Origin of the sequence: Micromonospora sp. M61, from assembly GCF_018070245.1 — a bacterium.
Classification (GTDB): Bacteria; Actinomycetota; Actinomycetes; order Mycobacteriales; family Micromonosporaceae; genus Micromonospora; species Micromonospora zamorensis.
This window is the reverse complement of record NZ_JAGPYA010000033.1, coordinates 34,874-61,476: the sequence shown is the minus strand read 5'-3', so window position 1 is coordinate 61,476 and position 26,603 is coordinate 34,874. Positions and strand designations below refer to the sequence as shown.

Annotated in this window: 20 protein-coding genes and 1 pseudogene; 6 read left to right on the top strand and 15 right to left on the bottom strand. The window is 70.7% G+C overall.

All coding sequences use genetic code 11. The annotated features are described in order from the left end of the window. The first annotated feature begins 25 nt into the window (after positions 1 to 25). Entirely contained in the window at positions 26 to 784 is a 759-nt protein-coding gene (locus tag KBX34_RS19870) for a hypothetical protein (protein WP_210926245.1), read from the top strand. A gap of 164 nt (positions 785 to 948) precedes the next feature. Here the strand turns inward: KBX34_RS19870 and KBX34_RS19865 are convergent, their stop codons facing one another. From KBX34_RS19865 to KBX34_RS19810, 12 genes are all read right to left on the bottom strand, one after another. Continuing rightward, complete coding sequence (locus tag KBX34_RS19865) at positions 949 to 2,358, bottom strand: GH1 family beta-glucosidase (RefSeq protein ID WP_210926243.1); 1,410 nt, start codon at positions 2,356 to 2,358, stop codon at positions 949 to 951. After that, positions 2,355 to 4,586: an alpha-xylosidase gene (gene yicI / locus KBX34_RS19860; RefSeq protein ID WP_210926241.1), complete on the bottom strand. Its 2,232-nt coding sequence runs from the start codon at positions 4,584 to 4,586 to the stop codon at positions 2,355 to 2,357. The genes KBX34_RS19865 and yicI overlap by 4 nt, the downstream gene beginning before the upstream one ends. Then, positions 4,583 to 5,464: a carbohydrate ABC transporter permease gene (locus tag KBX34_RS19855; RefSeq protein ID WP_210926239.1), complete on the bottom strand. Its 882-nt coding sequence runs from the start codon at positions 5,462 to 5,464 to the stop codon at positions 4,583 to 4,585. The genes yicI and KBX34_RS19855 overlap by 4 nt, the downstream gene beginning before the upstream one ends. Before the next feature lies 1 nt (position 5,465). Next, positions 5,466 to 6,434, bottom strand: coding sequence for a carbohydrate ABC transporter permease (locus tag KBX34_RS19850; RefSeq protein ID WP_210926237.1), 969 nt, complete (start codon positions 6,432 to 6,434; stop codon positions 5,466 to 5,468). Positions 6,435 to 6,501: 67 nt separating this feature from the next. Next, positions 6,502 to 7,806 (bottom strand): ABC transporter substrate-binding protein, encoded by a 1,305-nt coding sequence (locus KBX34_RS19845; protein ID WP_210926235.1) that lies wholly within the window; start codon positions 7,804 to 7,806, stop codon positions 6,502 to 6,504. A 78-nt stretch (positions 7,807 to 7,884) separates the two neighbouring features. Continuing rightward, the gene (locus KBX34_RS19840; RefSeq protein ID WP_210926233.1) at positions 7,885 to 8,925 is read right to left on the bottom strand and encodes a LacI family DNA-binding transcriptional regulator; all 1,041 of its coding nucleotides are present in this window, start codon (positions 8,923 to 8,925) and stop codon (positions 7,885 to 7,887) included. Positions 8,926 to 9,263: 338 nt separating this feature from the next. Then, positions 9,264 to 10,172 (bottom strand): amidohydrolase family protein, encoded by a 909-nt coding sequence (locus KBX34_RS19835; protein ID WP_210926232.1) that lies wholly within the window; start codon positions 10,170 to 10,172, stop codon positions 9,264 to 9,266. Beyond that, positions 10,169 to 10,978, bottom strand: coding sequence for a metal-dependent hydrolase (locus KBX34_RS19830; protein WP_210926230.1), 810 nt, complete (start codon positions 10,976 to 10,978; stop codon positions 10,169 to 10,171). The genes KBX34_RS19835 and KBX34_RS19830 overlap by 4 nt, the downstream gene beginning before the upstream one ends. 103 nt (positions 10,979 to 11,081) lie before the next feature. Next, positions 11,082 to 12,719 (bottom strand): serine/threonine-protein kinase, encoded by a 1,638-nt coding sequence (locus tag KBX34_RS33720; protein ID WP_307871445.1) that lies wholly within the window; start codon positions 12,717 to 12,719, stop codon positions 11,082 to 11,084. Between the two features lie 119 nt (positions 12,720 to 12,838). Next, positions 12,839 to 14,557 carry a serine/threonine-protein kinase gene (locus KBX34_RS19820; protein WP_307871444.1) on the bottom strand — a complete coding sequence of 573 codons (1,719 nt, stop codon included), beginning with the start codon at positions 14,555 to 14,557 and terminating at the stop codon, positions 12,839 to 12,841. An 83-nt stretch (positions 14,558 to 14,640) separates the two neighbouring features. Beyond that, positions 14,641 to 15,975 (bottom strand): glycosyltransferase family 4 protein, encoded by a 1,335-nt coding sequence (locus KBX34_RS19815; protein WP_172862068.1) that lies wholly within the window; start codon positions 15,973 to 15,975, stop codon positions 14,641 to 14,643. A gap of 137 nt (positions 15,976 to 16,112) precedes the next feature. Next, on the bottom strand, positions 16,113 to 18,056 hold the full coding sequence (locus tag KBX34_RS19810; protein WP_210926229.1) for an amylo-alpha-1,6-glucosidase: 1,944 nt from the start codon (positions 18,054 to 18,056) through the stop codon (positions 16,113 to 16,115). A gap of 42 nt (positions 18,057 to 18,098) precedes the next feature. On the opposite strand from KBX34_RS19810, the gene KBX34_RS19805 reads away from it, so the two are divergent. Both KBX34_RS19805 and KBX34_RS19800 read left to right on the top strand, forming a co-directional pair. Beyond that, complete coding sequence (locus KBX34_RS19805; protein ID WP_210926228.1) at positions 18,099 to 20,807, top strand: glucosidase; 2,709 nt, start codon at positions 18,099 to 18,101, stop codon at positions 20,805 to 20,807. A gap of 216 nt (positions 20,808 to 21,023) precedes the next feature. After that, positions 21,024 to 21,470 carry a hypothetical protein gene (locus tag KBX34_RS19800; protein ID WP_141910354.1) on the top strand — a complete coding sequence of 149 codons (447 nt, stop codon included), beginning with the start codon at positions 21,024 to 21,026 and terminating at the stop codon, positions 21,468 to 21,470. A gap of 195 nt (positions 21,471 to 21,665) precedes the next feature. Here the strand turns inward: KBX34_RS19800 and KBX34_RS19795 are convergent, their stop codons facing one another. Together KBX34_RS19795 and KBX34_RS19790 are read right to left on the bottom strand one after the other, a co-directional pair. Beyond that, positions 21,666 to 21,968 carry a hypothetical protein gene (locus tag KBX34_RS19795; RefSeq protein WP_088949133.1) on the bottom strand — a complete coding sequence of 101 codons (303 nt, stop codon included), beginning with the start codon at positions 21,966 to 21,968 and terminating at the stop codon, positions 21,666 to 21,668. 116 nt (positions 21,969 to 22,084) lie between these two features. After that, on the bottom strand, positions 22,085 to 22,462 hold the full coding sequence (locus KBX34_RS19790; protein ID WP_210926227.1) for a DoxX family protein: 378 nt from the start codon (positions 22,460 to 22,462) through the stop codon (positions 22,085 to 22,087). A gap of 179 nt (positions 22,463 to 22,641) precedes the next feature. On the opposite strand from KBX34_RS19790, the gene KBX34_RS19785 reads away from it, so the two are divergent. After that, positions 22,642 to 23,526 carry an RNA polymerase sigma-70 factor gene (locus KBX34_RS19785; protein ID WP_210926226.1) on the top strand — a complete coding sequence of 295 codons (885 nt, stop codon included), beginning with the start codon at positions 22,642 to 22,644 and terminating at the stop codon, positions 23,524 to 23,526. Between the two features lie 31 nt (positions 23,527 to 23,557). Here KBX34_RS19785 and KBX34_RS33715 read toward each other — a convergent pair. Further along, positions 23,558 to 24,760: pseudogene (locus KBX34_RS33715) on the bottom strand (low temperature requirement protein A). Positions 24,761 to 24,951: 191 nt separating this feature from the next. Between KBX34_RS33715 and KBX34_RS19770 the strand changes: the two are divergent. Together KBX34_RS19770 and KBX34_RS19765 are read left to right on the top strand one after the other, a co-directional pair. Then, complete coding sequence (locus KBX34_RS19770; protein ID WP_307871442.1) at positions 24,952 to 25,575, top strand: TetR/AcrR family transcriptional regulator; 624 nt, start codon at positions 24,952 to 24,954, stop codon at positions 25,573 to 25,575. Positions 25,576 to 25,618: 43 nt separating this feature from the next. After that, positions 25,619 to 26,329, top strand: coding sequence for an HAD family hydrolase (locus KBX34_RS19765; protein WP_210795615.1), 711 nt, complete (start codon positions 25,619 to 25,621; stop codon positions 26,327 to 26,329). The last annotated feature ends 274 nt before the right edge of the window (positions 26,330 to 26,603 follow it).

The window sequence follows — 26,603 nt, the reverse complement described above, 5'->3', positions numbered from 1 at the left end:
GTCGTCCACTGGCGATCCTCGTTGCATGCGTCGACTCACCACCGCCCTGCTGTGCCTGGCCGTGCTCGTCGGCTGCGCCAGGCCGGGCGACGCGCCCGTGCAGGTCGGCCCGGCCGCAGACACCGGTTGGACCACCTACCAGACTGATGTCACGGCCGTCCGGGCCGGCGCGGATCCGCGCTCGCTCGTGCTGACCGTGGCGCTGCTGGGTGACGCGGATGGTTGCTCCCGGAATCCGCGAATCACCTACTTCACCGAGGAGAACAACCGCATCTACGCCAACGTGGTGCAGGATTCGCGCCTGTCCGGGGTGGTCGGGGCCTGTCCCACCCACACTCCGGGCGAGGTGACGTTGACAGCGCCAGGGCCGATTGCCGGCCGGACCGTCGTGCTCAACGAGCAGCCGTGGAAGCCCGACGGTGCGGAGTACCAGCGCTGCGACCCGACGTTCGGTTGTGGTCCGATGCCGAATGACCACTGTGACCAGGCGTGGGTCGGCGTCGTGGTCCGCGGCATGGACGTGTCCCGGCACTCGACCGGATCGGTCGAGGGCTGCGACGGCACCTGGCTGGTCATGACGGTGCCGTTTGATCCGGTGCCCTGCGGTGCCGAGGCGCGGCCCGGCTGCGACGCGTCGGTCAACGTGCGCCGCTACTTTCTGCGGTGGGCCGGCGAGGGCGGCTGGGAAACGATCGCCAACTCGACGGAGGCCGGCTGCGGACGTGTCCGCACCACCGAGCCGGCCTTCCCGAGGAAGCTCTGCGCCGACCTGCCCCGGCCGTGACCGGCGAAAAGGCGGCGTTCCCGACGGTTCCGGGTCGAGCCGACGGTCCAGGAGGCGTTGCTTCGGGCCTCCCGGAATGATGCCTGTGAGTCATCAGGATGACTCACAGGCATCACGCTCGTCAGGACATGGCCGCAAGCTCGGTGCGGGCGTGGCGGGGTACTTCAGTCCTGCGCCGAGTCCAGCTTTCCGGTGGCGGCCAGGCGCTGGTACCAGTGGGCGCTGTCCTTCCAGGTGCGGACCTGGGTGTCGTAGTCGACCCGGATGATGCCGAAGCGGCGGTCGTAGCCGTAGCCCCACTCGAAGTTGTCCAGCAACGACCAGACGAAGTAACCGCGCACGTCGGCGCCCTGTTCGCGGGCGTCGGCCATCGCGCCGATGTGCCGACGCAGGTAGTCGATCCGCCGGTCGTCGTGGATCCGCCCGTCGGCCTCCACCACGTCGTCGAACGCCGCGCCGTTCTCGGTGATCATCATGGGCTGGCTGGGGTACGCCTGGTGCAGGCGCAGCAGCAGCTCGGTCAGGGCTGGCGGGTCGATGTTCCACCCCATCGCCGTGTACGGGCCGGGCTGCGGCAGGAAGTCGACGTTGCCCGCGGCGACCCATGGCGTCGACGTCGACGCACCGTGCCCGTCGGCGTCGGAGCGGGGCGACACCCCGTCCCAGGCCCGGACCAGGGTGCTGGAGTAGTAGTTGACCCCGAGCACGTCCAGCGGCACCGCGATCAGCTTCTCGTCGCCTTCGCGGACGAACGACCAGTCGGTGACCGACGCGGTGTCGGCCAGCAGGTCGGCCGGGTACGCGCCGTCGAGCATCGGGCCGAGGAACGCCCGGTTGGCCAACGCGTCGATCCGCCGTACCGCGTCCTGGTCCTCGTCGGAGTCGGACGCCCCCCGGATGACGTGCAGGTTGAGCGTCACCGACAGCTCGGCGGCCGGGGCCAGCTCCCGGACCACCCGACCGGCCAGACCGTGCGCGAGGTTGAGGTGGTGCACTGCGGCCAGCGCCGCCGCCGGCTCGGTCCGACCCGGCGCGTGCACTCCGGAGGCGTAGCCCAGGTAGGCCGAGCACCAGGGCTCGTTGAGCGTCGTCCAGGTGTGCACCCGGTCGCCCAGCGCACCGACGATGCCAGCCGCGTACTCCTGGAAGCGCAGCGCGGTCTCCCGCGTCGCCCAGCCGCCGGCGTCCTCCAGCTCCTGCGGCAGGTCCCAGTGGTACATCGTCGCCACCGGGCGGACGCCCCGCTCCAGCAGCCCGTCGACCAGCCGCGAGTAGAAGTCGATGCCCGCCTGGTTGAACCGGCCCGAGCCACCGGGCTGCACCCGTGGCCAGGAGATGGAGAACCGGTACGCGCTGAGGCCCAGGTCGGCGATGTGCCCGAGGTCGTCGGCCCACCGGTGGTAGTGGTCGGCGGCCACGTCGCCGGTGTCGCCGTTGAGCGTACGACCGGGTGTGTGGCTGTAGGTGTCCCAGATTGACGGCCCTCGCCCGTCCTCGGTGGCCGCGCCCTCGATCTGGTACGCGGCCGTCGCCGAACCCCAGACGAAGCTCTCCGGGAAGTGGTGTCGCGTCATCGTTCAGTCCCCTGGATCTCGCAGATGTAGCCCGTCGAGGTGCCGGCGACCAGTGCGGCACTGGCCGTTCCGTCCTCGTAGCGCACGTCGAACTCGGCGCCCGGCCCGTCCCCGGGTGACGGTACCCGTACGCGGGTCCGCTGCCCCTCGGCCGGTGCGTACAGCCGCAGGCGCACATCGTCGGCCCACTCGTAGTCCGGTCGGTCGTCACGGGAGCCGAACGGGATGACCGCGCCGGGCCGGGCCAGCACCGGCAGGCTGTCGAACCCGTGCTTCTCGGTGACCCACGCCGGGCCGGTGACCTGCGCGCCGCTGACCAGGTGTGTCCAGGTGCCGGCGGGTACGTAGTAGGTGACGTCACCGTCGGCGCTGAACACCGGGGCGACCAGCACGTCCGGGCCGAGCATGTACTGCCGGTCCAGGTGCGTCGTGGCGGGGTCGTCCGGGAACTCCACGACCATCGGCCGCATCATCGGCGTCCCGTCGCGGTGCGCCTCCTGGGCGGCGGCCGCCAGGTACGGCATCAGGCGGAGCTTGAGCTGGGTGAAGTGTCGCAGCACGTCGACAGCCTCGTCGTCGAACGCCCACGGCACCCGGTACGACCCTGAGCCGTGCAACCGGGAGTGCGAGGAGAGCAGGCCGAACGCGACCCACCGCTTGAACACCACCGGGTCGGGAGTGCCCTCGAAGCCGCCGATGTCGTGGCTCCAGTAGCCGAAGCCGGAAGCGGCCAGGGACAGCCCTCCGCGCAGCGACTCGGCCATCGCGGCGAACGTCGACTCGCAGTCACCGCCCCAGTGCACCGGGAACTGCTGCCCGCCGGTGGTGGCCGAGCGGGCGAACAGGACCGCGTCGCCCTTACCCCGCTCGGCCTCCAGCAGCTCGAAGACCGCCTTGTTGTAGAGGTACGAGTAGTAGTTGTGCATCCGCTGCGGATCCGAACCGTCGTGCCACACCACGTCGGTCGGGATGCGCTCACCGAAGTCGGTCTTGAAACAGTCGACGCCCATGTCGAGCAGCGCCTTGAGCTTGCCGGTGAACCAGCGGACCGCGTCCGGGTTGGTGAAGTCGACAAGCGCCATGCCGGCCTGCCACTTGTCCCACTGCCAGACCGAACCATCGGGGTTGCGCACCAGGTAACCGGCCTCGCGGCCCTCCTCGAAGAGGTACGAACGCTGCGCGATGTACGGGTTGATCCAGACGCACACCTTCAGGTCACGCTCGTGCAGCCGACGCAGCATCCCCTCCGGGTCGGGGAAGGTCTCCGGGTCCCACACGAAGTCGACCCAGTGGAACTGGCGCATCCAGAAGCAGTCGAAGTGGAACACCGACAGCGGCAGCCCGCGCTCGGCCATCCCGTCGACGAACTCGGTGACGGTCTTCTCGTCGTACGCCGTGGTGAACGACGTGGACAGCCACAACCCGTACGACCAGGCGGGGATCCGGGCCGGCCGGCCGGTGAGCGCGGTGTAGCGGCGCAGCACGTCCTTCGGGTTGGGCCCGTCGATGACGTAGTAGGTGAGCGACTGCCCCTCGACGTTGAACTGGGTCTGCGTGACGACCTCGGAGCCGACCTCGAACGACACGTGCTCCGGGTGGTCCACGAAAACGCCGTAACCGGCGCTGCTGAGATAGAACGGCACGTTCTTGTACGCCTGCTCACTGGCGGTGCCACCGTCGGCGTTCCAGATGTCGACGGTCTGCCCGTTCTTCACGAACGGACCGAAGCGCTCGCCCAACCCGTACACCGTCTCGCCGACCCCCAGCGCGAGCCGTTCGTGCACGTGCCGGCGGCCCTCGGCGTCGGTGACGACGCCGATGCTGCGCCCGGTGGACGCGGTGACCAGCCGGTCGCCGTGCAGGAAGTCGACCCGCCACCCGTCGACGAGCGCGACCCGCGCGGTCAGCTCACCGGTGGTCAGCGTCGCGCTGATCCCGGTGACGTCGACGGTGACCGGGTGGGTGTCGCCGGTGCTCAGCCCGAAATGGGGTTCTCGGGGCAGCCCGCCGGTGTGGTGGGCGATGGTCACCCCGATGACGCCGGGGGCGGGGGAGGAGAACCGGACGGTGACCAGGGGCCGGTTGAGGGTGTCGCCGCGTCCGTTGATCTGGCCGGTCGGTGCGAAGACGGTGAAGCCACGCTCGTCCGGCTCGACCGACTCCACGACGCCGGGACGCAGGACGCTGACGCCGGGGCGCAGCTGCCAGTACCCGTCGGTGAACTTCACTTCTCGGCTCCTGCCGTGATGCCGCGCGCCAGGGTGCGCTGGAAGATGAGGAAGAAGAGGATGGCCGGCACGAGGCTGATCAGCGCGCCGGCGTTGGTGGTCGGAGCGTCCATCAGCCGGTCGCCCTGCAACGACGCGAGCGCGACCGGGATGGTCTGCGTCTGGTTGTCGATCAGCATGACCAGCGGGATGAGGAACTCGTTCCAGGTCCAGATGAAGAAGAAGATGAGCAGCACCGCGAGGGTGGGCCGCAGGTTGGGGAAGACCACCCGCCACAGCACCGTCCACTTGCCGGCGCCGTCCAGCGCGGCGGCCTCCAGCAGTGAGCGCGGGAACGTGCCCATCACCGAGGCGAGCAGGTAGGTGCCGAACGCGCTCTGGATGACGGTGAAGATGATGATCACCGCGAGTCGGGTGTTGTAGAGCCCGACCTCCTTGGCCACGTAGTACAGCGGGTAGATCAGGGCCTCCTGCGGCAGCATGTTGGCCAGTAGGAACAACCCGACGATCCAGAGCCGACCGCGGACCCGACCGATGCCCAGGGCGTACGCGTTGAGCAGTGACACGGCGACGCCGAGCACCGCCACCGAACCGGCGATGAGCGCCGAGTTCCAGAGCTTGAGCGGGAAGTTCACCTCGGTCCAGTACGTGCGCAGACCCTTGGTGTAGAACTCGCTCGGCCAGCTCAGCGGCCCGCCCGACGAGTAGTCACCGGGCGACTTGAACGCGTTGAGCAGCATGAACGCGAACGGCACCAGCATGACCAGCGCGCCGAGGATGACCAGGGTGAGCACCACCCAGCGGCTGACGCCCCGGTGGTGGCGGTCGGGTACGGGCCGGCGGACCGGCGCGGCGGCTCCAGTGATCGTCACGGCCATCTCAGAACCCCCGGTCCCGGCGCTCGCTGCGGGCCTGCATCCAGATGAAGACCACGGCCACCACAACGATGATCAGCGTCAGCACCGTGGAGATCGCGGAGCCGTAGCCGACCTGCAGTTTCTTGAAGAACGTGTAGTAGGCGAAGTACGACGGGACGTTGGTGGCGTTGTCCGGACCACCCCGGGTCAGGGCGAAGATCGGCCCGAACACCTTCAGCGCGGCGATGGTGCAGGTCAGGGCCACCACGAAGGTTTCCGGCCGGATCTGCGGGAGGGTGATCGCCCGGAACCGGTGCAGCCAGTTCGCGCCGTCGACCTCGGCCGCCTCGTACAACTCGGGGTCGACCCGTTGAAGTGCCGCCATGAAGACGACCACCGGGTAGCCGATCTGCACCCAGATCATCACCGCCATCACGGCCGGCAGGGCCGTGCCCGGGTCGCCGAGCCAGTCGTGGCGGAGCGCGCCGAGACCCACCGCGTCGAGCAGGCTGTTGAACGCGCCGTCGGGGCGGAGGATCCAGCCCCAGACGATGCCGGCCACCACGACGGGCAGCACCTGCGGAAGGTAGAAGGCGGCCCGCAGCGCGGCGGCGGTGCGGGGCTTGAACCGCCGGCCGATGACGTCGAAGAGCACCGCGGCGAGCAGCAGCCCGAGCACTGTGGGCACCACCACCATCGCGACGATCATCCAGACGGTGTTGCGGAACGACGCCCAGAACACGTCGTCGTGCAGCAGTTGCTGGTAGTTGTCCAGGCCGACCCAGCGGGGGTCGCCGATGCCGGACCACTTGGTCAGCGACAGGTAGAGCGTGCCGACCAGCGGTGCACCGATGACCAGGAGGAAGAGCACCGCTCCGGGGAGCAGGTAGAGCCAGTACGCCGCGTTGCGGCCGCGGCGCATGCGGCCGGGTGGCGGTGGGGTCGGGGCCGCCGCCGGTTGGGTGGTGGCGAGGGTCTCGGAGACTGCCATGGAAGATCCTTCCCGGCGGGGCGGGCGGGCGCGTCGGTTGTGCCGGTCGCGCCCGCCGCTCGCCGTGTCACTTGCCGGTGATCTCCTTGACGCCATCGGCGTACGGCTTGGCGATCGTGTCGAGGACCTGGTCGGGCGACTTCGAGCCGTTGATCAGGCCCTGAAAGCCGGAGACCAGGACGTCGTAGTAGCCGGGGACCGGCCAGTCCGGGTAGAACGCGAGCCCGTCGGACTTGCTGACCGTGTTGAAGTCCTCGATCAGCTTGCGGTCCTTCGGGTCGGTGATCTTCGACGCGTCGGCGGCGACGGGAACACCACCGTTGTTGCCGATCAGGTCCTGGATCTCCGGACGCAGGGTGATGTCGATGAAGTCGTACGCCAGGCTCTTGGCCTTGCTGTTCTCCGGGACCACCCAGAGGTTGCCGGAGGAGCCGGCCTGAAGGGTGTTGCCGGGAAAGAGGAAGGTGTCCCAGTTGGCCTTCATCTCGGCCTTGAACCGGCCGTACCACCAGCTACCCGACACGATCATCGGAACCTTGCCGCCGATGAAGGCGGTGCCCATGTCCTCGGCCTTGAGGCTGGCCGAGTTCTTCGCGACGTAGCCCTTGCGCACCCAGTCGGCGAAGGTGTCCGCGCCGTACTTGAGCGGGTCGGCCTTGAAGTCGACCGGGTTCTTGTAGAGCTGGTAGTTGTCGACGAACTGCCGGTCGCCCTTGGACAGGGCGAGCTGGTAGAAGAGCTGCCCGGCCGGGTATTCGGCGCCGGCCATGCCCAGCGGGGTGACGCCCTTGCCGACGAAGGTGTCCATCGCGGCGGTCATCTCGGCCATGCTGGTCGGCACCTTGACGCCGTTGCTCTCGAACAGGTCCTTGTTGTAGTAGACCGTGACGTACTCGCCGTAGTTCGGCACGCCGAACCACTTGCCCGACCCCATCACGCCTTTGTCGCTGTAGCGGGCGGTGGTCTGCAGGCTGGGGCTGAGCTTGCCGGCCCAGCCGCGCTTGTCGGCCTCGGTGCTCAGATCGGTGAGCAGGCCCTGCGAGGAGAGCAGGCCGGCGGTCGCGTTGCCCTTGTTGTACTCCATGATGTCCGGGCCTTCGGACGAATTGATGATCATGCCCGCGTTCTGCTGGATCTGCTCGAACGCCTTGCGCTCGAAGCGCACCTCGACGCCCGGGTGCTCGGCCTTGAACAGCTCGATGGCCCGGTTCCAGCCGACCCCCATGGCGCTGTTCTCGCTCTCGTAGTGCCAGAGCTTGAGGGTCTTGGCGTCGCTGTCGTCCCCGTTGTCGTCACCGCCGCAGGCGGCCATGGCGGTCGTCGCGGTCGCCGCTATGGCGATCGCGGCGACGAGCCGGCGGAATCGCTGCATTACGATCCTCCTCGTCGAGTATCTAGCCGGTACTTCACTGGGCCCGTCGTCGCGTTGCAGCGCGGCGGCGGGCTGTTCCTACTGGTCAGCCCCCATGGGTTGGCGGCTTCGTGGTGCGGCGGTCGAGCCCCGGATCTCCAACGCGCACGGCAGCAGTTGCTGGTGACGGTGGTCGCCGGGGTCATCCAGGTGGCGCGTCAGCGCCTCGATCGCGATCCGACCGATCGCCGAGCCGGGTGAGGTCATCGCCGTCAGCGCCGGGGTGGCCAACTCGGCGACCTGCGGCGAGGTGACCATCGAGACGACGGAGACGTCGTCGGGCACCGACAGTCCGCGGCCGCTCAGCTCACCGAGGATGCCGAAGATCGCGGTCTCGTTCATGGCCAGCACGGCGGTCAGCTCCGGGGCCCGCGCGAACGCGGCGGCCAGGGCCGCGCGCCCGCCGGCGGCGCTGTCCTCGGCCGCGATCATGACCGGCTCCAGGCCGTGCCCGGTCATGGCCGCGGCAAAGGCGTCACGGGTACGCAGCGCGGGCCCGTAGCCGCTGGCCAGCGTCGCGGCCGAGTGGTTGACGTAGACGATCTGCCGGTGCCCGAGACCGACCAGGTGCGCGACGGCATCCCGGACGGTCTGGTCGAAGTCGATGTCGACGTACGAGAGCGTGCTGGTGTCACCGGTGCGGCCGATCAACACCAGTGGCACGCCGGCCTCCTGGAGCACTGTGACCCGCTCGTCGGCCAGCTGGACCTCCATCAGCACGACGCCGTCGAGCATCCGCTGGCTGGCCAGTCGTCGCAGGTCGCCGGGGTCACCCCCGCCGACCGGCGAGAGGACCAGGTGATAGCCGGCGGCGCTGGCCGCCGCGGCGGCACCGGTGACGAAGGCCGTTTCGGTGGCGCCGAGCCCGCGTTCGTCCATCGGCATCAGCAGGCCGAGGATCCGGCTGCGCCGGCTGGCCAGACCGCGGGCCATCGCGTTGGGCTGGTAGTCGAGCTCGGCCATCGCCGCGAGCACCTTGTTGCGGGTGGCCTGTGAGATCGGCCGGGTGCCGGTGAGCACGTACGAGACGGTGCTGACCGAGACCTGCGCGAGGCGGGCGACGTCGTGCATGGTGGCCATCGCGTTACCTCCTCCGGCCGGGGGTTGGGATCGCTCCCAATTCACCGTCGAAACGCTTCGACTAAGCGGTTCGACAGGACGCTAGGCCACCTGTTACGGCGACGTCAATAGCCGATGTCGAAAAGAAGTCAGGTGCCGCCCGGGGTGCCCGCAGCCGGCCGCGCGTCGCGCGATCCGGTGCGCAAGATCCGAGCAACATCAGGGATGTTGCTGCCTCGCGGGAGCCGCAGGCAGCTACATCCGGGAAGTTGCGCGGATCTTGGTGCGGGGTGCGGGGTGCGGGGTGCGGGGTTCGGGGTGCGGGGGGTGCGGTGCGGCGGCGGGGACGGCGCGGCGGGTCAGGTCAGGTCGTACATCGCGGCCGCGTTGTTCCAGCAGACCGCGCGCAACCAGTCGTCGCCCAGGTCGAGCCGGGCCAACCCGGTGAGCTGGTCGGCGTACGGGTAGGGGATGTTGGGGAAGTCGCTGCCCAGCAGCACCTTGCCGGACAGTCCCAACTCGCGCAGCCGGGGCAGCTCGTCGTCCGGGAAGGGGACGAACTGGTCGAAGAAGGGCGTGAAGGCCATCGTGGTGTCCAGCCGGACCCGCTCGTACGCCTCCGCGAGATCCAGGAACGCCCGATAGTCCGGGGCGCCGAGGTGTGCCACCACGGCGGTCAGCCGAGGATGGCGGGCCAGCAGCTCGCCGAACTGCTCCGGGCCGGTGTGCGCGGTGCCCACGGGTGCGTGCCCGGCGTGCACCACCACCGGCACACCCGCGTCGGACAGCATCCCCCACACCTGGTCCAGCGCCGGATCCGTCGGCGAGAAGCCGCCGACCTGGACGTGCACCTTGAACACGCGGGCCCCGTCGGCCAGCGCCGCCTCGACGTAACCGGGCGCGTCCGGTTCGGGGAAGAAGGTGGCCGAGGGCAGGCAGCCCGGGGTGACCCGGGCGAAGTCCAGCGACCACCGGTTGAGGTCCGCGGCCATGCCCGGCCGGTGGGCGTACGCCAGGGCGCTGAACGCCCGCACGCCCAGACGGTGCAGGTACGCGACCCGCTCGGCGTCGCTCCACCGGTACCGGATCGGCCACTCGGTGCCGACCAGTGGGCCGGCCGCGTCGAAGTACGCCCAGATCCTGCGCAGCAGGCGCGGCGGTAGGAAGTGCACGTGCACGTCGGCCAGGCCGGGCAGGCCCAGTCCGCGCCAGAATGCCGGCACCCGCGTGTCGGCGGCTGGCGGCGGCTCCGGCGCCGGATGGGTCATATCTCGATGTCGAACCGGCTCAGCACGGAGGGCGCGATCAGGCCGACGGTCGCGAGCGCCGAGACGGCGGTCAGGGCGATGCGCATCCCGACCACCTCGGCCTTGCTGCCGACCCGCAGGGCGATGCTGTTCGGCAGGCCGATCATCATCCACATCCGCCGTTTGATTGGGATCGGCCAGAGGATCGGCACGCCGGCTCGGGTGATCATGTCGCCGAGGATGTGCACGAAGCAGCCCACCCCCAGGGCCGTGCCGATCAGCGGATAGCCGCGACCGCCCGGCAGGTTGGCGAAGGTGAACCAGGCCGCCCCGGCCGACGCGAGGGTGATGATCACCCAGCCGGCGCGTTCCGCCCACTCGTCGAACAGCCCGCGCAGCGCCAGGCCGAACATGAAGAACAGGATGGTGATGACCGCCCACTTGCCGTACGCGGCGCAGAGCGCTGTGGTGCCCCAGCCGACCAGCACGGTGAACGGCAGGGTGTGGGTCAGCGTCCGGTGCCCGTTGTTGCGACGCGGGTCCCTGCTGAGCTTCGTGGCGTAGTAGACCCCGAGCGAGATCTTCTCCATCACCTCGGCGGCGAAGAGCGAGAAGACCCCGAAGGTGCGGGCCACGGTGGCCCCACCCTGGTTCCTGGTCACCTTGCCCGACATGTCGAGATCGGGAAAGAGCGCGCCGCCGGCACACACCGCGGTGCCCACCGCCAACGCGAGCGGCGACTGGTGGTAGTCGGCGAAATGGTCCAGTGCCCAGGACCCCGCCAACCACACCGCCGCGCCGGACAGCGCGTGCTGTGGTCCCATCATCTCGGCTCACCCTCCCCAGGGATCTTGAGCGCCCAAAACTACGCCACTGTAGTCAGCCTCGGCGTCGCAGGGGCATCACCCGGAAGGTCCACATCGGACGCTGTCAGAGAGCGGGGGTGAAGCTCTGCCGGATCATCGGCAAGTATGCCGCGTTGACCTGCCAGTCGAACTCTTTTGTCAACCACGAGACGGTGTAGGAACGCTCGGCCGAGGTGTTGGCCAGCAACCGGAAACTGTGCACCTGTTCGCCTGCGGCGTTCTCCCAGCCGCACTCCCAGACGGCGCCACCCTCGAAGATGTCCATCGCGGAGATGTCCACCTTGCGATAGCCGGGGAGCAGCCCGTCACCGGTGGTGAGTCGCGCCTCCTCGGCCTTCCAGTGCGCCACCGGGTCGGCCCGCACCGGCCCGGACTCGACGCTGAGCACCCGCGCCCCGCCCGTCTCCCGGAAGCAGGTCACCGACCCCTCCGTCCAGCGCGCCCAGCCCACCGGCGCGGCGATCCGGAAGCCGGTCGGGTCGTCGTGCCAGGTCCAGCCGTCGAGTAGCCGGTACCGTGCCTCGGTCGGCGGCGCGACCGACGCCACCGGAGTGGACGTCGGCGGCGGTGGCGGTGGTGTCGCGCAGGCGAACGCGGCCGGCCGGGCGCTCGACGCGCCCCCACCGGCACCGGACGGCGGCGTCCGCTCGTCGTTGCGGTAGACCAGACCCACGGTGACGCCGCCGGCGACGAGGAGAGCGGTGGCCGCGCCGCCGAGAGCGATCAGGCGTCGTCGGCGTCTGCGGGGGCGGCTCGCCGGCCGACCGGCCGACGTCGGCGGGTGGTCGGGCGCCCCGACCGTGTCCACCGGAGCCGGCGACCTGGTACGGCCCGCGTTCCGCAACGCCGCCACCGCCGAGGACATCGGCGGCGCGGCCGGCTGGTCGGGCTCCGCGGCCGCCTGCCGCAGCAGCGGCTCCGCCTCCGCGACGGTCAACCGCCGCCAGGGGTCGCGTTGCAGCAGGCCGAGGAGCACGGGGCGCAACGGCCCGGCCCGCCGCATCGGGTCCGGCGGCTCGGTGGCCAGCGCGCTGAGCGTCGCCATCGCGCTCGACCGGGCGTACGGGGACTGGCCCTCGACCGTCGCGTAGAGCGTCGCGCCCAGCGACCACAGGTCGGTGCGTGGATCCGACACCCCTTCGCGGGCCCGCTCGGGGGCGACGAACTGCGGTGAGCCGAGCACGGTGCCCGGACCGGTCATCGCACCCTCACCACCGTCAAAGGTGGCCAGCCCGAAGTCGGTGAGCACCACCCGGCCGTCGTCGGCCACCAGCACGTTGTGCGGCTTCACGTCGCGGTGCAGCACCCCGGCAGTGTGCGCGGCCCGCAACGCGGCCAGCACCGCCAACCCGACAAGAGCGGTGCGCTGCGGGCTCAGCGGCCCCTCGGCGCTGATGATCTGCTGCACCGACCGGGACTGCACGTACTCCATCACGATCCAGGGGCTCTCCCGGTCGTGCACGACGTCGTAGATGCGGACCACGTTGGGGTGGTTGAGCCGCGCGGCGGTGCGAGCCTCGCGCAGTGTCCGCAGTCGCAGCTCCTCGCGCTCGGCCTCGGCCAGCCAGGACGGCGGCACGACCTCCTTCACCGCCACGTCGCGATGCAGCATCTCATCGCGAGCAAGCCACACCCGGCCCATCCCGCCGGTGCCGACCAGGTCGAGCAGCCGGTACCGACCCGCGATCAGCAACTGCTGCACGGTCGCTCCCCCTTGGTCACCCCGGGTTACACGATAGCTACCGCGCCCGCTCTTTTCATCCGCTGAGCGGCCTCGATCCACGCCGGACGGTAGTCCGGATCATGACTATACGGTGCAGGTCAGGGGGGTGGTCGGAAACTGTTTCGCACTGCCGTCCAGTCCGCGCCGGCCCTGGTCCAGTCCCTGTCGTCGGTGATCCAGGCCAGCGTCCACCGGCCCGCGCCGACCACCTGCTGCCGGGCGTGCAGCCAGGCGCCGTACGGGGCCTGCCAGCGGCACTCCCACTCCGCCCCTCCGTCGGCAGCGGCGAGCCGGATCTCGTCGTACCCCGGCAGGGCACCGGCCTGGGCAGCCACGTCGCGGACCGTGCGGAGTCGGACCAGCGGGTCGCTGTCGTCGCCGCTGGCGACGCTGAAGGCCCGGCCGGACCTGGGGTCCTGGAAGCAGGCCACCGCGCCGTCGCGGGAGTAGTACCAGGTCGCCGGCACCGCAACCCGGAACCCGGTGGTGTCGGCGTGCCAGACCCAGCCGGGTGGCGGGCGGAACCGTTCGCCCGCTGCGGGGGCGCCGGCCAGCACGGGCGCACCGGCCGCCTTCGGACGGACACATGGGAAGGGTGGCGGAGGAATGCCCGGGCCTCCCGGCGGTGGGCCGGGGCGGTCGGGGTCGTAACCCGGGCCCGGCCCGCCCGGGCCGCCACCACCGTCCGGCGGCCGTGCGGTGGGCCGGCCGGCGGTGTCCCTGGGCTCGTCACCGGTGACGGCCATCGCGGTGCCCACGCCGGCGGCGGCGGCCACCACCAGAGCCACGGCGATCAACGCCGCCCGGCGGATGGTGCGCTGCCGGGCTGGCGGGCGGGAAGCCGGTGGGGCGGAGGCCGGTGGTGTGTCAGCCGGCGCGTTCAGGGCCCGGTCGCCCGGGTTCGCCGGCGGGTCGGGCTCGGGCAACGGGATCGTGAGGTCCTGGTCGTCCGGGTCATGCGCCTCGGGCCGGTCGCCCGAACCTGTCGACCCTTCGGCGGTCGGTTCGGTGCGCCCGGTCGCCGCGGCGGTGAGCAGCCGATGGGCCGCGTCGTGGTCGAGGCGGTCGCGCGGGCAGCGGCGCAGCAACCCGGCGAGGACCGGCGCGAGCTGCCCGGCGTGCGGAGCCGGGTCCGGCGGTCCGGCGGCCAGTGCGCTCAGGGTGGCCATGGCGGTGCTGCGGGCGTACGGGGAGCGGCCCTCCACCGCCGCGTGCAGGGTCGCACCGAGCGACCACAGGTCGGCAGCCACCGTGGACACTCCCTCGGCGGCTCGCTCCGGGGCAACGTACTGCGGGGAGCCGAGGACCATGCCGGGGCGGGTCATCGCACCGTCGCCGCCGTCGAAGGTGGCCAGCCCGAAGTCGGTGAGCATCACCCGCCCGTCGTGCGCCACGAGCACGTTCTGCGGTTTGATGTCGCGGTGCAGCACCCCGGCGGTGTGCGCGGCGTGCAGCGCGTCGAGCACGGCCAGGCCGATCCGGGCCGCGCGGGCCGGATCGAGCGGCCCCTCGGCGTCCACCACGTCCTGAAGGGTGCGGGACGGGACGTACTCCATCACGATCCATGGGCTGCCGTCGACCGCGACGACGTCGTAGAGCCGGACCACGGCGGGGTGGTTGAGTCGAGCTGCGGCGCGCGCCTCCCGCAGGGTGCGCGAGCGCAACTCGTCCCGTTCGCGATCGGCCAACCAGCTGGGCGGCACGATCTCCTTGACCGCGACCTCGCGATGCAGCATCTCGTCGCGGGCACGCCACACCCGGCCCATGCCCCCGCGACCCACCAGGTCGAGCAGCCGGTACCGATCCGCGATCAGCACCTGCGCACGCACCTCCTCAGCCGCTGTCCGGGCTACACCCTAACCAGCGGATCGGAAGTCACCAATCGGTCGTCCGCCTCGGCTCAGCAGGCGGCGTGGCCGTCGCGCGCCAGAAGGTTGCCCTCGGGGATGGCGATCCGGGTGCGCCCACCGGCCAGTTGGGCTGCCGCCCGACGGGCCTGCAACGGGCCGTGTTCCCTGCGTGCGGCGGCGTAGCTGGCGGCCGTACGGGCCGCGATGGTGGCCCACCCGTAGCGCTCGCCGACCATGGTGCGGGCCCGGCGGGCCACCCGCCGGGCGAAGACCTCGTCGCCGAGCAGTTGACCGACCGCTCCGGCGAGCGCGTCCGGGTCGCTGTGCGGGAACGTCACCCCGGTGACACCGGGCTCGACGATCTCAGCGAGACCGCCGGTGCGGGCCACCGCGAGGGGCGCCCCGGCGGCCGCCGCCTCCAGCGCCACCATGCCGAACGGCTCGTAGAGGCTGGGCACCACTGTCGCGTCGGTGGCACCGAGCATGGCCGGCAACTGGGTGGAGTCGAGGAAACCGGTGAACCGTACGGTCGAGCTGAGCGCCAGCCGTCGGGCCTCCGCCTCCAACTCGGCGCGGTACGGCCCGTCGCCGGCGATCACCACCCGCAGCCCTGGGTGCCGCTCGCGGAGCCGCGGCACCGCGTGCACCAGGTGCTGGACGCCCTTCTCGTAGACCAGCCGCCCGGCGTACCCGACCAACGGGCCGTCCCCGGCGAACCGTGCGCGGGCCGACGCGACCGCCCTCGGCCGGGCCCGCCAGGCCCTGTTGTCGACCCCGTTGGGCACCACGTCCACCTGCGCGGTCGGTACGTCGAACAGTGCGGTGACCTGGTCGCGCATGTACCCCGAGCAGGTGATCACCCGGATGGAGGAGCCGCTGAGCCAGTGCTCGACGCCGTGGATGGTGCGGTTCATCTCCTCCGGGAGCCAGCCCTGGTGTCGGCCGGCCTCGGTGGCGTGGATGGTGGTGACCAGCGGCAGGTCCAGGTGATCGGCCACTGTGATGGCGGTGTGGGCGACGAGCCAGTCGTGGGCGTGGATGACGTCGTAGGCGCCGGCTTCGGTGGCGCGCAGGGCGGTGCGGGTGAGGGTGTGGTTGAAGGCCATGGTCCAGGCCAGCAGTGAGCCGGTGGCGAGGGGGAAGGCGACCGGGTCTTCGGGGGCGCGCAGGATGCGCACGCCGTCGGCGTACTCCTCCAGGGGCGCGCCGTCGGCATGACGGGTGACGACGGTGACCTCGTGGCCGGCGGCGGCCAACGCCACCGACAACGCGTGCACGTGTCGGCCCAGGCCGCCGACGAGCACTGGCGGATACTCCCAGGAGAGCATCAGCACCCGCAGTTGCCGGGCGGCGTGGATGTCGATCACGTGGGCGTCGGGTGACATGCGGCCCCCTTTGAGTTGTCCCCGGGCGCGCGCCGACCGACACCGGAGTCGATGTCGCCGTCGCGTCTGGATCGGGGCCAATCCTGCCGGGATCGAGATAACCAGCGGAGACACCACCGTTGCGGTCGTGTAAAGCGCTACTGGCCCTTTCGGCGCACCCGCAGCAGCTCGGCCACCGACCACGCCTGGAATGGGCAGCCGGTCGCGGCGTGCGGCGCGAGGCCGTCGGCCGTCTCGCTTACCGAGCCTAGCCCATATTCGGTCAGATGGGCCTCAATGCCGATGAATACGTCATCGACCGACATCTTGCTCCGGCGGCACGCGTCCACGTACGGCCCGAGCAGCCACGGCCAGACCGTGCCCTGGTGGTAGCCACCGTCGCGCTCGGCCGGACCACCCCGGTGCCGGCCCACGAACTCCGCCGAATCCGGGGCGAGGCTGCGTGGCCCGAGCGGGGTGAGCAGACCGTTTCCGACGCGGCGGAGCGTCGCCTCGTCCGGCTCCATCGGTGCGTACGGCAACGACCAGGCCAGCAGTTGGTTGGGTCGCAACGCGTCGTCGTCGTGCAGGGCGGCCCCACCGAGCGGGTACGCCGGCGCGGGCGCGTCCAGCACGTCGTGCAGCCAGCCGGTCGGCGACGGGAAACGCTCCCGGAACGAGGCGGTCGCCTGCCCGTGCCGTCGCCACAGCTCGTCCGCGTCCTGCCCGGCCAACTCGCTCAGCTCCGCGAGCCCGGCCAACCCGTTGATCCACAACGCGTTGACCTCGACCGGCTTGCCGGTACGCGGGGTGACCGGCACCCCGTACACCCGGGCGTCCATCCAGGTGAGCGCGGTGCCGGGGGCGCCCTGGGCGAGCAGCCCGTCGGCCGGGTCGACGGAGATCCCGTACCGGGTGCCCGCCACGTGGGCGTCGATCACGGCACGCAGCGCGGGCAGCAACTCGTCACCGAGGTCGGTGTCACCGGTGACGGTGACGTGCCGGCTCACCGCGTGCAGGAACCACAGCGTGCCGTCGACGGTGTTGTATTCCACCCGACCGGTGTCGGCCGTGTTGGCCAGCATGCCCTCGGACAGCGTCGCCGCGTACGACCGCAGCAGCTCCCGGCCCTCGTCGGCGCGAGCCGTGCAGAGGAACAACCCCTCGTACGAGATCATCGTGTCCCGGGACCACGCCCCGAACCACGGGTAGCCGGCCACCACGTCGACGGCCCTGCCCCCGGGCCGCACCACAAATGCGTCCGCGGCCAGCGTGAGCGTCGCGTCGACCGGGTCTGCCGGCTTGGCAGCTGCCACCACCTGCCGGTTGCGCCGTCGGGCCGTCTCCACGATCTCGGCGGCCGGTGGCGGCTCCTCATCGAGTCGACCGGCCCAGGCCCGCACCGACACCGCGTCGCCGGGGCGTTCCAACTCGCCGACGAAGCGTCCCGCGTACCAGAGGTCCTCGTCCGCGTTCAGACCCCGGTTGGCCTCTTCGCGGTGGTGCACGCCCAGCCACCACTGCCCCTCGGGCGCCCAGCCCGGGCCGGCCAGCCGGTACGCGCCCTCGACCACCGCGCCGTCGGCCACCGCCTCGACCTGCGGGGTCGGGCCGTCGGCCCGCCGTTCGCCGTGCGCGTCCCGCCAGGTGCAGGCGGCCGACAGCTCCATCCGGACGGGCCCGCCGGCGACCAGCCGGTGCACCACCGCCACGCAGGAGCGGCCGGGCAGCATGGCCAGCTCCCGTTCGATCACCACCGCGCCGATCCGCCACCGCCACCGCGGCAGCCCGTCGACCAGGTCGAAGCGCTCCAGCAACTCGAAACCGCGCGGGTCCACGACGCCGGAGGACCACTCGTGCGCGCCGAGCCGTACCCGGGCGCCGGACGGCAGCGTGACCGCCGGGTCGAGACTGACCAGTCCCACCTGGCGGGAGGCCGGAGTTTCGCCGGGAACCACCAGCAGACCGTGGTAGCGGCGCGTCCGGAGCCCGCCGACGGTGCCCATCGCATAGCCGCCGAGGCCGTCGGGAACCAGCCACTCCCGGCTCGCGGCACTGCTCAGATCGCCGCAGACCTGTGGGCCGAAGTGCATGTCGATCAACTTTCCTCCATCGGCGGCGGGGTGTAACACGCCACGACGAGAATGGCCGCTGTGGTCAAGTACCGCGGCGACGTCAAAGATGTGCACGTGATCACTGACCGATCGTCCTCCGACGCCTCGCCACCCGACGCTGAGCGGCTCCGGCTCGCCCAGGCCGACTCGGGGGAGCAGGACTGGCGCGCATGGGGTCCCTATCTGTCCGAACGGGCGTGGGGGACGGTACGGGAGGACTACAGCGAGCACGGTACGGCCTGGGACTACTTCCCGCATGACCACGCGCGGTCCAGAGCTTACCGGTGGAATGAAGACGGGATGGCCGGCGTCTGCGACGAACGACAGACCTTCGCCTTCGCCCTCGCGCTCTGGAACGGCAAGGACCCGATCCTCAAGGAGCGGATGTTCGGCCTCGGCGGCGACGGCGGCAACCACGGCGAGGACGTCAAGGAGTACTGGTGGTACGAGGACTCCACGCCCACCCACTCCTGGATGCGCTGGCGCTACCACTACCCCCAGGCAGCCTTCCCGTACGACGAACTCGTCGCGGTGAACGCGTTGCGCGGCCGTGACGACACCGAGTACGAGCTGGTGGACACCGGGATCTTCGACGACGACCGGTACTGGGCGGTGACAGTCGACTACGCCAAGGCGTCCCCGACCGACCTCTGCATGGTGGTGACCGTCGCCAACCGGGGCGACCGGGCGGCGACCCTGCACGTGCTGCCCACCCTGTGGTTCCGCAACACCTGGGCCTGGGGCCTGCCCGGCGGCGACCGGATCCCGCGACTGACCGGCCAGGGCACCCGGCTCGTCGGCGAGCACCGGGTGCTCGGCCAACTGCTGCTGGAGGGCGACGGCGGGCCGGTGCCACTGCTCTGTGACAACGACACCAACGCCGAACGACTCTGGGGCCTGCCCGGCCGCTCGCCGTACCCGAAGGACGGCATCAACGACCACGTCGTCAACGGCGCGGCCACTGTCAACCCCGCGCGGGAGGGCACCAAGGGCGCGCTGCACTACGTGCTCGACGTGCCGGCCGGCGGGCAGCGCCAGATCCGGCTGCGGCTGACCCGCACCGCGTCACCACCGGCCGCCGCGCCGCCGCCCCCGGCCGACCTCAGCGACGGCTTCGAGGCCGTGGTCTGGGCGCGGCGGGCCGAGGCGAACCGGTTCTTCGCCGGGGTGATCCCGCCGGCCGCCACCGCCGACGAGGCGCTGGTGGCACGGCAGGCCATCGCCGGGCTGATGTGGGGCAAGCAGTTCTACCACTTCGACGTCAAACGCTGGCTCGACGGCGACCCGGGCTCGACACCGCCGCCGGCCGGTCGCCGGCACGGGCGTAACAGCGCCTGGTGGCACATGACCAGCTTCGACGTCATCTCCATGCCCGACCCCTGGGAATACCCGTGGTACGCGGCCTGGGACCTGGCCTTCCACTGCGTGAGCATCGCCCGGGTCGACCCGGGCTTCGCCAAGGAACAACTGCTGCTCCTGCTCCGCGAGTGGTACCTGCACCCCAACGGGCAGATCCCGGCGTACGAGTGGGCGTTCGGCGACGTGAACCCGCCGGTGCACGCATGGGCGGCGTTGAAGGTGTTCGAGATCGACGGCGGCCGGGACTACGACTTCCTGGCCCGGGTGATGCACAAGCTGCTGCTCAACTTCACCTGGTGGGTCAACCGCAAGGACACCGGCGGCAACAACGTCTTCGAGGGCGGCTTCCTCGGGCTGGACAACGTCGGCCCGTTCGACCGCTCGGCGGCGCTGCCGGTCGCCGGTGTGCTGGAGCAGTCCGACGGCACCGGCTGGATGGGCATGTACGCGCTCAACCTGCTGGACATGGCCATCGTCCTCGCCGAGCACGACCGGACCTGGGTGGACACCGCCACCAAGTTCTTCGAGCACTTCGCGTACATCGCCGCAGCCGCGTACGAGCAGGGGCTGTGGGACGACGAGGACGCCTTCTTCTACGACGTGCTGCGCCTCGCCGACGGCACGAAGGTGCCGTTGAAGGTCCGTTCGGTGGTCGGGCTGCTGCCGTTGGCCGCCACCACCCGGCTCACCGCGAAGACCCTGCACCGCCTGCCGGAGCTGGGTGCGCGGTTGCGCTGGTTTCTCACCAACCGCCCGGAGTACGCCCAGGTGATCGGCACCCGCAGGCTCGGCCCCGACGGCCGGCAGCAGCGGCTGCTGTCCATGGTGGGCCCGGAGCAGGTGGTCCGGCTGCTCGCCCGGATGCTGGACCCCGACGAGTTCCTCTCCGACTTCGGCCTGCGTACGCTGTCCCGCGCGCACCTGGACAAGCCGTTCTCGGTCAGCCTCGGTGGGCAGGAGTTCTCCGTCGGCTACGAACCGGCCGAGTCGACCAGCGGCCTGTTCGGCGGCAACTCGAACTGGCGTGGGCCGATCTGGATGCCGACGAACTTCCTGCTGATCAGCGCGTTGCGCGACTACGCCGCGTTCTTCGGCGACGACCTCCAGGTGGAGTACCCGACCCGCTCCGGGGTGAAGCGGACACTGGACGAGATCGCCGACGACCTCTCCGCCCGGCTGATCTCGCTCTTCACCCAGGACGACTGGGGGCGGCGGCCCATCTACGGCGCGTGCCAGCTCTTCCAGACCCACCCCGACTGGCGGGACCTGGTGGCGTTCCCCGAGTATTTCCACGGCGACAACGGGGCCGGTCTGGGCGCCTGGCACCAGACCGGATGGACAGCACTGGTCGCCGACCTGATCCTCACGCTCCGCCGCTGACCGTCAGCGTTAGCCGCCCCACGCCCGCCCCGCCCGCCCGCCCCGCCCGCCCGTCCGCCGCGCAACTTCGCTGATGTTGCTGTCTCGGAGCCGCCGAAGGCAGCAACATCAGGGAAAGTGCGCGAATCTTCAGGTGCATCCGAGCCCCGCCGCTCACGGCGCGAATATGCGCTTCCTTCACTATCGTCATCGGCTGTGGGGGAGTCGGTGAAACCGGTGGGTGAAGTCCACGTCCTCGGGCAGTCGCGGGCCTGGCCCGCCATCGCGATCCCGAGCGCGGCCCTGGTCGTGATGATCGTCGTCGGGGTGCTCTTCGACCTGGTCAACTGGACCGTCATGGCGTTTGGCGCCGCCTCGATCATCGTCGCCTTCACTCGTCGGCGAAACGCGGTGTTCGCTGACGATCTGGGGCTGCTGATCCGCGATCGCGGTGGCCTGCGCCGCTCGTACGCCTGGAATGAGATCGAGCGCATGGGCTGGATGGACGCCGGGATGTGGGGGAGCAGCCTGTCGGTCTACCCCCGAGGGGGTCCCTACGACGTGCCGGGGCCGAACGCGTCGATCAACGTGGGGCGCATCTGGCGGCCCAGGCGTCGGCACCTCGCGGACCCGCTGCCCACGTTGCTCGAAACCCACGGCATCAAGACACTGTTCGACCGCTGACCCCCGCGCACCCCGGCAGGCTCACCGGTAGCCGACGTGGATCGTCGGCTTGCCCTCCTTGGCGCGGGCTCCCACGTAGACGAACCCGGGGTCGAACAACGTCGGAGACAGGCTCTGCTCCTCGGAGGCCCATCTCGTGTGCCAGGTCCTCCGGTCTGCCCCACCGCGAACTCGCGTGCAGAACGCGAAAACGCGCTAGTCGTCCCTAGCAACCTGCCCGGCGTTCCATCGGTGGCGGCGGAATGCCGCGACTGCGACAGCCACCGCGACGAGCAGTGCGGTGGCGCCCTTCCAGGCACGCTCGAACCACGGTCGGTCGTCGCCGAACGCCGCCTCACCAGCTGTCATGAGCCAGAGGCCCACCCACGCCCACTGCCAGCCGCGTGGCCGGGAGAAATGTTTCGGTGAGTCGGAGCTTGCGCCGTACACAGCAACCGAGGCGCCGATGACGATGAGCAGCGGCGGCCCGAAGCGCGAGACGGCCTCCCACAGGGACACCGAGCGATCATGGCAGCCGTCCCATCAATCCACCAGGGCCGATTCTCGCTGAGGTCTGGGAGGAGCGGGCGCGGATCTGGCGGCCGGGAACGGGTCTCCCGGGTCAGGTCATTCCGTTAGAAGGGCTCGGGTCCGAGTCGGCCCCAGGCCACGAAGGCGGCCAGGGCGAGGTAGAACAGATTCAGCACGATGAACTTCGCCTCGTTGTGACGCAGGTGGGTGATCATCGCGCCGATCATCAGCAGCACCCAGCAGACGGCGGTCACCGGCACCAGCACCGGTGCGATGTCCAGCACGGCGGGCAGGGTCAGACCGACCGCGGCCAGGATTTCGAGGACTCCGAGGGTCTTGACGAAGCCGACACTCGCGGTCGCCGTCCACCCTCCGCCGTTGGCCCGGGCCAGCTTCTCCTTAGGTACGAACGTCTTGGTGATGCCGCCGGCCAGGGCGACTGCGGCCAACAGTCCGGCCGCGATCCACAGAGCCAGGTTCATGATCTTCCTTCCGGTTCGGGTCGAACACGAGACACCGCCGGCCCGCTCGTTGTGACGGCTCGACACGTGACGCGGCGCACGGCGCGGCGGTGTCACGCCAGGCGGGGGAGCGGTGTCCTGTGGGCGGCACAGCCGAGATCGACGAGACTGGAGGCGGCATGGAAGCCGGGGGAGAAGTCATGAGTGAGGGCGGCCCTGCTGTCGACGCGTTCGTCGCACACCGGAACCTGCTCTTCACTGTCGCCTACGAGATGCTCGGCTCGGCCGCCGACGCCGAGGACGTACTCCAGGAAACCTGGCTGCGGTGGGCGGACGCCGACCTCGCGATGGTGCGGGATCAGCGCGCCTACCTGGTCCGGATCACCACCCGCCAGTCGCTCAACCGGCTGCGGACGGTCGGCCGGCGCAGGGAGTCCTACGTCGGCTCGTGGTTGCCCGAGCCGCTGCTGACCACCCCCGATGTCGCCGACGACGTCGAACTGGCCGAGAGCGTCTCGATGGCCATGATGCTGGTGCTGGAGACGCTCGCTCCGATCGAGCGGGTGGTGTTCGTACTCCGTGAGGTCTTCGACCTGGCCTACGACGAGATCGCCCAAGCTGTCGACAAGAGCCCGGCCGCGGTCCGCCAGATCGCCCACCGGGCGCGGGCGCATGTCGCCGCGCGTCGACCCCGGGGAGTGGTTTCCGCGGCCGACACCCGGCGGGTGCTCGACGCGTTCCAGCGGGCGATCGAGACCGGCGACGTGCAGGGCCTGCTCGACGTCCTCGCGCCGGATGTCGTGCTCGTGGGCGACGGCGGCGGGATCAGACAGGCGCTGCTGCGGCCGGTCGCCGGGGCTGACAAGGTGGCCCGACTGTTGGCCAGCAGGCAGTTCCAGGTCGCTGCCCTGTCGCTGCACCCGGCCCAGGTGAATGGCTTCCCGGCGCTGGTATTCCGATCCGACGGCGAGATCGACACGGTAGTGGCACTGCGCATCGACGATGGCCTCGTCAGCGGGCTCTACGCCGTGCGTAACCCGGAGAAGTTGTCGCACATGCGGAGCGAGAACGCGCTGCGCCGGTGAGCCGCGGCCCTCGGCCCTCGGCCCTCGGCAACTAGAACGGAGGCGTGGGCGTCTCCGCTGGCTGTCGACGTGAGCGCCGTGTGTCCGCTGTGACGACGCCGAGCAGCACCACGGCGGCCGCGGCGCCGGCGGTGAGTGGTGCGAGGTGCACCGTCACCGGCACCAGCAGGCCGAGGGCCAGCAGGCCGGCTGTCCGGGAGCGGGAAACCCGGGCGAACACCTGGTACTCCAGGGCCGAGCGTCCGGCGAGGAAGAGCGCGGGGCCGCCGAGGATGGCGATGAGCCAGACCGCCGGGAGGTGCCCGAGCGGTTCGGTGATGAACAGTTCGAAGCCGACGCCGGTCAGCACTATCCCCGCGATCATGACCATGTGGGCGAACGCCATCTCGGTAGCGAGCCGTGCGGCGTTGCGGGAGCGGTCGATGGCCGCATCCAGCACCCCTCCCGCCGCATGGAAGTAGATCCGCCAGAGCAGGACGGTGCTCGCCAGCGCCAGGACGAATCCGCCCGTCTGGTCGGCGTGGAACTCGCTGCCGCTGAAGGCGAGCCCGATGACGAAGATCGCCTCGCCGAGCGCGATGAGGAGGAACTGCTGGTAGCGCTCGGCCAGGTGCTCGGCCGCGATCATCTGGACGCCGAGCCGTTGCGCGCCGAGCCGGGGGGTGGGCCACCCGAGCAACAGCCCGGTGTAGTCGATCAGCACAGCGGCGGTCCAGAGAGCCGCGCGAACCGTGCCGTCGTCGACCAGCCCGCCGACCACCTAGAGCGGTGCGCTCAAGCCGAACCAGAACAGGATCCGGATGGACTGTTGCGGATCCGGTCGGCCGTGCCCGGCGACGTGGAAGTAGACCACGCGGCCGATCTGGAGGGTCACGAAGGTGATGGCGAACAGTGCGGCCCGCGCGCCGAAGGCGTTGGGCACCGCGACGGCCATCGTCATGGAGCCGACCAACGTCATGACGATCACGGTCTGGACGACCGGCGCCTCCGGGTCCAGCCAACTGGTCGACCAGACCGTCACCGACCAGACCGCCCACAGCGCCAGGAACAGCAGCAGAGCCTGACCGAGGCCCGCGTAGACGCCGCGCTGGCCGTCGGTGAAGTCGGCGATCAGGCGAGCGGAGATCCGGGTGAGGGCGAAGACGAAGACCAGGTCGAGGAAGAGCTCCAGAAAGGTCGCCCGCTGCCGAGTGGCCCCGCTGCGCAGCAGCCCGTCGCTGGACTGCCTCCTCATCGGCCTGCCACGGGCCGGTGCCGTCGAACGACCACGTGCCCTCCCGTCCCGGTGATCTCCTCGCTCAACGAGCAAGGTGTCGGCTGTGGCACGCGGAGAATGGAGACCGGCCGCAGGGGCCTTCCATCCCCAACAGTCACCAATCCGTCACCGGACAGCTACGAGGGGTGTGCGCCCTTACGCTCGTGGGCGTGCCCGGACCTGCCGAGAAGGCCACCGAACAGGACCGGCGCGACCTCATCGTCGCGGTCGCGCGAGAGCTGGCCGAGGCGGAGGGCTGGGCGGGGGTGACCACCCGACGGCTGGCCGAGCGGGCCGAGATCGACGTCGGAGACCTCTACCGGCACTTCGCGGATCTGGAGGCGTTGCTCGCCGCCGTCGCCGTGTGCGCCTTCGCCGACCTGGCCGCCGACCTGGCGGAGGCGCACGCGGAAGCCGTCGACGGTCCCGAGGGGGCCTGGCCGGCGGTGGCGACCGCGTACCTCGACTTCGCGTACACGAATCCCGAGGTCTATGACGCGATGCTCGCGCTGACCCCCGACCTGGCCCTCGGCGTCGATGGCGTGCCGGCCGCGCCCAGGGCGGTCTTCGCCGAGCTGCGGGCGGCCCTGACCCCGCTGGCCGAGGGGCGTGACCCGGACGTGCTGGCCGAGATGGGCTGGAGCCTGCTGCACGGTGTGGTGATGCTGACCAGGGGTGGGCGGCTGCGCCCCGACGCGCAGGAGGAGCGGGAGACGATGATCGCGGAACGGTTGCTGCGGTGGCCCCGACCGGTCGGCGGAAAGTCGCTGGGTACGTCGGACGATCTGCCCTAAAGTCCCCGATCGTCGGAGGAGTTGATCACGAGGAGCTGGCGGCATGACGGTGGACGCGACGGGGCGGCGGCAGGCGAAGGTGCTGATCTTCGATGCGGACGACACATTATGGGAGAACAACGTCGTCTTCGAGCGGGTGATCGACGACTTCCTGGCCTGGCTGGACCACCCCACCCTGGACCGGGCCGAGTTGCGGGCCGTTCTCGACGACATCGAGCGGGCCAACGCGGTGGCGCACGGCTACGGCAGCAAGGTGTTCCTGCGCAGTCTGGCGGAGTGCCTGGAGCGGCTGCGCGAACGGCCCGCGACTGAGTTCGAGCGTCAGGAGATCGACCGACTGGCCGTGGCACTCGTCGAACACCGGGTTGAGCTGATGCCCGGTGTGGCCGAGGCGCTCGACGAACTGGCCGTCCGCCACGAGCTGCTGCTGCTGACCAAGGGGGATCAGGCGGAGCAGCAGCGCAAGCTCGACGCCTGTGGCCTGCTGCACCACTTCCGGGCCGCGCACATCGTCGCCGAGAAGAACGTCGAGACCTACCGGTGGCTGGTGCGAGAGCACGGCTTCGACCCGTCCGGTGCCTGGATGATCGGCAACTCCCCGAAGTCGGACATCCTGCCGGCACGGGCTGCCGGGCTGAACGCGGTGTTCATCCCGAACGAGAACACCTGGGTGCTGGAGGACGACGAACTGGACCCGACCGACACCGGCGTCCTACGGCTGGCCTCGTTCCGCGACCTGCTGCGGCACTTCTGACCCCACCGAAACCGAACAGCGCCCGCGATCATGATCGTGTTACGCCCACATGCCGGTTTTTCACCCTGGGGTAAGTCACGCCCCGGGCCGTACGGCTCGGCTTGTCCGGCCGTCGTGGCCCCGCCTAGCCTGGGCCGGCGTTCACGACCCTTCGAGGTGTGTCGGGGCGCACCGGCGTTCGGCGGGTGGGCACCGTGGAGCTGAGTGCAGAGCGGCCGGCTGTCCCCGTTGCCGCGCGTGGCCCCGTGCCACGCCCGAGCGGCGGGGCGCCGTA